This is a genomic window from Bacteroides sp. Ga6A2, from assembly GCF_000702225.1.
Lineage (GTDB): Bacteria > Bacteroidota > Bacteroidia > Bacteroidales > Bacteroidaceae > Ga6A1.
Window position 1 is genome coordinate 35,227 of the sequence record NZ_JNKX01000035.1, and the last position, 8,744, is coordinate 43,970.

Here is an 8,744-nt window from a genome sequence, read left to right on the forward strand (position 1 = left end):
TTTGTCCTGAAACTTAAATGGTGAAAAATCATTTTTCATACCTGAAATCATTTTTTATACGGTAATCTGAAGATGCAAATGTAAGTTATTTTCGTTAAAAAATAGTCAAAAAGAAAGCGAAAACAGATTTTATATATCAGATGTTCGGAAGGCAAAAATGTCCCCAAAAAGTCCTCAAAGGTTTAAAAAATACCATAAAAATGTTATATTTTTGCTATTTGACGTAAAAAAATAATAAATTTATGCATTTGTATGTTTGTTTTTTATAATTTTGCGCTGAGAGATTATATTATAAAACATTAAAATCATTTTACTAAAAGACAATGAGAGGAAAAGTATTGTTGCTTTGCTCATTACTGCTTTTTTGCTTTTCGGCAATTAGTAGTGCGCAAGTTTCTAAGGTTTCTGGTATTGTTATTTCGGCAGAAGACAACGAGCCTGTTGTTGGTGCTTCGATAATGGTAAAAGGAACAACCTTGGGAACAATTAGTGATTTAAACGGAAAATTCAGTCTTACAGGAATTCCGTCAAGTGCAAAGAGTCTCGAGGTTTCATATCTCGGTATGAAGACTCAGGTAGTTCAAATCAAGTCGAACGTTAAGGTGGTTCTTGAACCAGACAGCAAGGTTATCGACGAAGTTGTTGTAACAGGTATGCAGCGCATGGACAAGCGTATGTTTACTGGTGCTACATCACAGCTCAAGGCCGAGGATATGAAGCTCGACGGTATGGCTGATATCAGCCGTTCGCTCGAAGGTCGTTCAGCTGGTGTGTCTGTGCAGAACGTATCTGGTACATTCGGTACTGCTCCAAAAATCCGTGTGCGTGGTGCTACATCTATCTACGGTAATAGCCGCCCTCTTTGGGTTGTTGATGGCGTGGTTATGGAAGATGCCGTTGAGGTTAGCGCCGATGCCTTGTCATCAGGTGATGCCGAGACTCTTGTCAGCTCTGCAATCTCTGGTCTGAACTCAGACGATATCGAGAGCATGCAGATTCTGAAGGATGGTTCCGCTACATCTATCTATGGTGCTCGCGCCATGGCTGGTGTGATTGTAATCACTACCAAGAAGGGTAAGGCAGGACAGAGCCATGTTAACTATACTGGCGAGTTCACTATGCGTCTGAAGCCAAGCTACCGCAACTTCAACATCATGAACTCACAGGAGCAGATGGCTATATACAAGGAGATGGAAGAGAAGGGCTGGCTTAACTTCAACGATGTTTACCACGCTAAAGGTAGCGGTGTGTACGGTAGAATGTATAAGCTCATCAATACTTACGACCCAACTACTGGTACTTTCGGTCTTGAGAATACTCCAGAGGCTCGCGCTGCATATCTCCGCGAGGCTGAGTATCGTAATACCGACTGGTTCGACGAGTTGTTTACAAACAGCATCATGCAGAACCACTCTATCAGCATCTCAACCGGTACAGACCGTTCTTCGCTCTATGCCTCTCTTTCTGTAATGACCGATCCGGGATGGTACAAGCGGAGCAAGGTGAACCGTTATACTGCTAATATCAACTCTTCTTACAACATTACCAAGAATCTTACTCTCAACCTTCTTGGCAATGCATCATACCGTAAGCAGAATGCACCGGGTACACTCGGTCAGGATGTTGATGTTGTAAGTGGTGAGGTTAAGCGTGATTTCGATATCAACCCTTATTCTTACGCGCTGAATACATCAAGAGCAATGTCTCCAACCGAGACTTATACTCGTAACTATGCAGATTTCAATATCCTCAAGGAACTTGAGGAAAACTATCTTGAACTCAACGTTGCCGATATGAAGTGGCAGGGTGAGTTGAAGTGGAAGCCTGTCGGCGAACTCGAGCTTGGTGTTGTTGGTGCGGTTAAGTATTCTACTTCTTCACAGGAGCATTATATTACCGACGAGAGTAATCAGTCTTTGGCATACCGTGCAATGTGGGATTCACAGATTCGTGATGCAAATAACTATCTGTACAAGAATCCTGATGATCCTTATGCGTTGCCTATCTCAATATTGCCTGTCGGCGGTTTCTATATGAGAGACGATTACAAGACTCTTGGCACAGACTTCCGTGCAACTGCAAACTGGAATCATGTTTGGAGCGAGAAGCACTTCACTAACCTCTTCGGTGGTATGGAGACAAGTGCCATCGACCGTTCAAAGAGCCACTTTAACGGTGTTGGTATGCAGTATTCTATGGGCGAGACTCCTTACTATATGTACGAACTTTTCAAACAGGGTATTGAGCGTGGTACTGACCCATACTATTCTTTGAAGCGTACTCGTATGCGTAGTGCTGCATTCTTCGCAAACCTTACTTACAACTACGCTGGTAAGTACACTCTTAACGGAACTGTCCGCTATGAGGGTACAAACAAACTTGGTAAGAGCCGTAGTGCACGCTGGTTGCCTACTTGGAACGTGTCTGGTGCATGGAACGCACACGAGGAGAAGTTCTTCGAGGCTCTGAAGCCTGCATTCAGCCATGCAACAATCAAGGCTTCTTACTCTCTTACTGCCGACCGTGGTCCGCAGGATGTAACCAACTCAATGGTTGTTGTAAAGAGCAAGACTCCATTCCGTCCTTTCACAAATGTTCAGGAAAACAGCTTGTATATCGACGATTTGGAGAATAGCGAACTTACTTACGAGAAGAAGCACGAGTTTAATATCGGCGGTGAGTTCGGTTTCATCGACAACCGTCTGAATATCGCTGTAGACTGGTACAAGCGTAACAACTTCGACCTTATCGGTATTATCAACACTATGGGTGTTGGCGGTCTTACCCAGAAGAAGGCAAACGTGGCTTCTATGAAGTCTCATGGTGTTGAGTTCACAATTTCTTCTAAGAACATCTCAACAAAGAACTTCTCTTGGAACACCGATTTGATTTACTCTCTTGCAAAGAACGAGGTTACTGATTTGAAGACAACTACTCGTATCATCGACCTTATTACTGGTTCTGGTTTCGCAGTTGAGGGCTATCCTGTTCGCGGTTTGTTCTCTATTCCATTTGCTGGTCTTACAGAAGATGGTCTTCCTTCATTCTACACAAATGTAGAGCATACAGAGACAACTGTTGATGGAATCTACTTCCAGGAACGTGAGAATAAGGATTTCTTGAAGTACGAAGGTCCTACAGACCCAACATTTACTGGTAGTTTCGGAAATACATTCAGATACAAGAACTTGAAGTTGAATGTCTACATCACTTACTCTGGCGGTAACGTTATTCGTCTCGACCCTGTGTTCAAGGCTCAATATCGTTACCTCGACCTTACCTCAATGACTAACGATTTCAAAGACCGTTGGACATTGCCGGGCGATGAGAATTATACAAACGTCCCTGTTTTGTTGAGTGCACGCCAGTACAACGAAAATAAGGATTACCAGTATGCTTATAATTCATACAACTATTGCGACCAGCGCATTGCAAAGGGCGATTTTGTAAGAATGAAGGAGGTTTCACTCTCTTACGATTTCCCTAAGTCTTGGCTCGAGAGCATAAAGATTAACAATCTTTCACTCAAGTTGCAGGCTACCAACTTGTTCCTTATCTACAGCGATTCTAAGCTGAAGGGTCAGGACCCAGAGTTCTTTAACTCAGGTGGTGTTGCTGCGCCAGTACCAAAGCAGTTCACATTTACAGTTCGTGTAGGTTTGTAATAATTAAAAAGAGAATTAAGATGAAAAAAATATATTATTTCGTAGGTATCGTTGTTTCTGCGCTGGCACTCGCATCTTGCGACAGCTATCTCGACGAAACTCCTGATAACCGTACAGAGGTAGATACACAGGATAAGATTGCAAAGTTGCTCGTTTCAGCTTATCCAAGCAAGAACTATCAGATGATGGCTGAGTTTGCCAGCGACAATGTAGATGACAATGGCTCTAAGTATTCTGCATACAACAGATTTCATACAGAGGCTTGGGAATGGCGCGATGTAAAGGAGAATGATGATGATGGCGAGCAGGATTTTTGGGACGCAAGCTATAAGGCTATTGCCGCTGCAAACCTTGCACTAGAGTCAATCGAAAAGTTGGGCAACCCCGATGATTTGAAGCCACAGCGTGGCGAGGCTCTTCTTTGCCGTGCTTACAATCACTTTATGCTTAGCTATATCTTCTGTAACACTTGGACTGAGGCTGGCAAGGATAAGGATCTTGGTATTCCTTATATGAAGGAAACAGAAAAAACAGTTTCTCCTTCATATACTCGTGGAACTATCGGTTCTGTTTACGAGGAGATAGAAAAGGATATCGAGGCTGGTCTTCCTCTTATCAGCGATGATGCATACTCTGTGCCAAAGTATCACTTTAACACAAAAGCCGCTTGTGCTTTCGCTGCACGTTTCTACTTGTACTATGGTAAGTACGACAAGGCTATAGAGTATGCAACAAGAGTGCTTGGTGATAATCCTGCATCAATGTTGCGCGACTGGCAGGCTTACGGAAAACTTGATGCAAACGGTGTGATTCAGCCAAATGAGTATTGCAATGCTGACAATAAGGCAAATTTGCTCATGTTTGTTCCATATTCAGGATGGGCAGTTTGGGGTGGTCCTTATGGCGCAAATAAAAAGTACACTCACAATGAGACTATAGCAAAAAAAGAGACATGCCAGTCTACCGGAGTATGGGGCTCTTCGTCAGTGCTTTATCATCAGGCAGCAAACTATTCAACTAGTCCTAAGTGCATTATGCGTAAGGTTGGTTATTATTTCGAGTATACTGATGTTGCAGCAGGTATTGGTTACTACCGAACAATTGTAAATGCTTTCAATACTGATGCAACCCTTCTCGATCGTGCCGAGGCGTATGCTTTGAAGGGCGATTTTGCAAAGTCTATTGCCGATATGCAGGTATTCGAGAACAACTATACAAAAAGTAAGGTCGTTCTTAGCGAGGATGTTATCAATAATTTCTATAATAAGATAGAATATTATGCTGCTGATAAACCGACAATTAAGAAGGAACTTAACCCTACTTTCGCTTTGCCTAAGGGTGCTGACAATTTAGTTCAGCTCATCCTTTACGCTCGCCGTATTCTTACCCTCGACGAGGGCTGGCGTTGGGGCGACATAAAGCGATACGGAATTGAGGTTAGACACCGTATTGTTGAGAACAATACCGTTCAGGTTGTTGACTCTTTGATGAAGGATGATCCACGACGTGCTATGCAGCTTCCTGCTGATGTGATAAGTGCAGGATTGGAAGCTAATCCACGAAACAAATAATAAGATTTTAGCATGAAAAGATTTTTATTATATACAATGATAGGTTGCATGAGCCTCGCATCGGTCTCATGTAGCGACGATTCGCTCGACAGCAGAAGTGTCTTTGATACAGCAAGAACAGAGCAGAACGACTTCGACAAATGGATTCAGAAGAACTTTACTGACCCATATAATGTCGATATTGTTTACAAAATGGATGATAACATCAGCGACTACGATTACGACCTTGCACCGGCAGAGTATAGCCAGAGCGTAAAACTTGCAAAAATCATCAAGCATGTATGGTTTGGCGCATACGACGAGGTTGCTGGTGTAGACTTTACTCGCCAGCTTGTTCCAAGAACCATTCATTTTGTTGGTTCTCCAGCCTATAAGGGTGATGGCACAATGGTTTTGGGTACTGCCGAGGGCGGTCTTGTTATCACTCTGTACATGGTAAACAATATGAATGAATACCTTTCGAAGGAAAATTATATGGATGACTTGAACGAATATTACTTCAAGACCATGCACCACGAGTTCGGTCATATTCTGCACCAGAAGAAGCCATACGATACTAACTTTCCAAAGATTTGTGAGGGACTTTACATTGGTGGCGACTGGTATTTGCACACTGAGACTGAGGCTCATCAACTTGGCTTTATCTCGCAATACTCACGCAATATGGAATATGACGACTTTGTTGAACTTATTGCAAACTACGTTACCCACGATCAGGAGTGGTGGGATGCTGCTGTAGCAGATGGTAATTCTACAGATAAGGATGGTACAACTCACAACGGTGGCGATATTCTCGAAGAAAAGCTTGCTATCGTAAAGGCATACTGCCGCAACAGCTGGGGCTTCGACCTTGACAAACTCCGCGATGCTGTACAGCGTCGTAGCAAGGAACTTTCAACAATGGATTTGACAACCCTTAATTAAGCACAGGTTTTATGAAGAAAATATATTTGTTTTTAATGGTTGCGGTGCTCGCCCTCGCACAGACATCATGTTCGAGCGACGACAGAGTTTTCGACGACTCTTCTGCAAACCGTATGGAAAATGCTCTGAACGAGTACAGGGAACTTCTTGTCTCTGCAGAGAACGGCTGGTGTCTCGAAATGTTCCCGGGCGAAGCGCAAGAGTATGTAGGCGTAAGTATTTATCTTAAGTTCGACAAGGACGGAAAGGTAACAGCTACAAGCGATTTTCCTATGATAGATGGTTACGATTGTGGAGATTTGTTTGAATCACGCTACGAGCTTATCAAACAGCAGGGACCATTGCTCTCTTTTGTAACATACAATCCGTTTATTCACGTTTGGAGCGAGCCTTTTGATAGCGATGTTGATGGACTTGAGAGTGATTATGAGTTCGTTGTAACAAAGGCTTCGGCTACTGAGTTCGAACTCAAGGGACGCAAACGTGGTGTTACTCTGCGTATGTATGCACTCGACAAGAGCGTAGATTGGAAGAAGAGTTGTGAGGAACGCTATGCTATGCGCGAAAAGTGTGCGGCTCTAAAAACTATAGCTCTTTACTCAGGCTCTAAGAAGTTAGGAAGTGGAAAAATATCTTCTTCTGCTTTTAGTATTTCAGGTGAAAATGGAGTGTATGAGTCAACTTTCCTTACAACCGAAACTGGCATTAAGTTCTATGCGCCAATCAATATCGACGGTAATTTAGTAAGTGAGTTTACTTACGATGAAACGGCGAAGGAACTAAAGGCTGTTGGTGCAGATGTGAAGATTGTATTCGAAAGACCTGCTGATTACATTTCTCTCGAAACATACTTGAATGGAAAATGGACATTCGCTTGTACGTCATATGAGGGAACTTTTAAAAATATTCCTGTTAAGTTTACTCTAAACAAGGACGGTTCTCTGACATTCACCGCTGAAGGTAAAGAACTTGAGTTCCCGACTCTGATTTGTACTTATGATGATTCTACAGGTATGATTGAGTTTGTACGTCAGTATGTAGGAACAGTTACAACAGCAAGTGGAAAAGAGTATCATATCTATTTGTGCCAGAGTAATGGTAGTTCGATTAATATATTGAATGATGGAACTGGTCTTGTTACTGAAACTAAGTCTCTCGAAGATGATAAGCAGGTATTGACATTTGTAAGTAATGGCAGTGGTTATAGCGATGCAAATTGTTTCTATTTTGAAGCTTTCAGTAGCTATCCTGGTACAAGTGGCAATAAATTAGGCTGGTGGAATTTCTATAAAGATATGACTCTTACATTAACTAAATGATTGTAACAATGAAGAAATATATATTAGCAATGTTGCTGGGATGCCTTTTTATGGCATCCTGCAACGAAACTGATTGCAGTTACCTTGGCGAGTTCAAACTTGTTGAGTCTACTACAAACTATTCGGCTAAGGCATGCAGCGGCTATATTCTGTACGATGGCGGTCTGGGCGATGCCACAGTTTCCGCAACATCATCAGAAGAGTGGTGTAAGGTAAGTGCAGATGCGTCTAAGGTTTACATCAGCCTCGACGACAACACTTCTATCGACAGCCGTACAGCAATGGTTACACTTACATGTGGCAACCAGACAAAGCGTGTTCCTGTAACTCAGCTTGGTTGTATAACAGAGTTTTCTAAAGATTCTGTTTATACATCAGCCTTTAATAAGGCAATGAGCATCGATTACAAGGCACGCAATACTTTCGGTTTCGAGATTACAGGACTTCCTGAATGGGTAAGCTATACATTAACCGAAGATGGCATACATTTTGATGTTCAGGCAAACAAGACAGGTGTAGGACGTAGAGGTTCGGCTGTTATTAAGGCTTTGAATGTTGGCAAGACACAGACTGTTGATTTCGTTCAGTATTCTATTGATGACCTTGGTGGCAAGTGGGTATCTTTGTCTTACAATCTTATTGAGGGTAGAAATGATACGCTTATTGTTGATGTTGACATAAACAAGACAGATTCTACTGTTACAATTACAGGCTTGTGCGATACTGATTTTGGACGTATCCCAGTGGTCGGTAAGTTGACAAAGGACGGAAGCTATGAGTTTGTAGGTTGTACAACTATTGCTAGTATTGGCGGCGTTTATGATGTTGTTCAGTATTCTTTGACAAGTACTGGAACTTTGTATACAAAGGCTAATTACACTCAGAAGTGTATTTTTAACTATTTCAAAGATTATCAGGCTTGTTACTTTGTAGATAATAATGGAGTCGAAGGCGTTGAGATTGCTGGTCTTATTGTAAGACTTGTTGATCCTTCAACAGGAAAGGCTAAGAAAAATTTAGCTGCCTTTACTGACTTGATTCTGGTTAGGTAATTTTGTCTATACAATAAAGCTCAAAAAAGCCTCTGGTTGAACTCGAAAATCAACCAGAGGCTTATTTTATTGGCATCTATCACAAAACTTTTACATCCTCTCCAATTGCAGAAAAGATGGGAGTGTAAGCAGAACTGTGTCAAGGTTAAATCCTTTATTATACAAGTTCCTCAGTAGGACACGATTTAAATCGTGTCCTACTGAGGAGAATCC

5 protein-coding genes are annotated in these 8,744 nt (G+C 42.1%); all 5 read left to right on the forward strand.

Annotated elements, in window-relative coordinates:
* Positions 1-323 precede the first annotated feature (323 nt).
* From T538_RS0109880 to T538_RS0109900, 5 genes are read left to right on the forward strand one after another with little or no spacing between them, the layout of a single operon-like run.
* Positions 324-3,665 carry a SusC/RagA family TonB-linked outer membrane protein gene (locus T538_RS0109880; RefSeq protein WP_031533594.1) on the forward strand — a complete coding sequence of 1,114 codons (3,342 nt, stop codon included), beginning with the start codon at positions 324-326 and terminating at the stop codon, positions 3,663-3,665.
* Positions 3,666-3,685: 20 nt separating this feature from the next.
* A complete protein-coding gene (locus T538_RS0109885) occupies positions 3,686-5,236 on the forward strand; it encodes a RagB/SusD family nutrient uptake outer membrane protein (protein ID WP_031533593.1) in 1,551 nt (516 codons plus the stop codon).
* 12 nt (positions 5,237-5,248) lie between these two features.
* A complete protein-coding gene (locus T538_RS0109890; RefSeq protein ID WP_031533592.1) occupies positions 5,249-6,160 on the forward strand; it encodes a zinc-binding metallopeptidase in 912 nt (303 codons plus the stop codon).
* A gap of 11 nt (positions 6,161-6,171) precedes the next feature.
* Positions 6,172-7,479 (forward strand): DUF4302 domain-containing protein, encoded by a 1,308-nt coding sequence (locus T538_RS0109895; RefSeq protein WP_081834937.1) that lies wholly within the window; start codon positions 6,172-6,174, stop codon positions 7,477-7,479.
* Between the two features lie 8 nt (positions 7,480-7,487).
* Positions 7,488-8,531, forward strand: a complete 1,044-nt coding sequence (locus T538_RS0109900; RefSeq protein WP_197025774.1) for a BACON domain-containing protein — start codon at positions 7,488-7,490, stop codon at positions 8,529-8,531.
* Positions 8,532-8,744 lie beyond the last annotated feature (213 nt).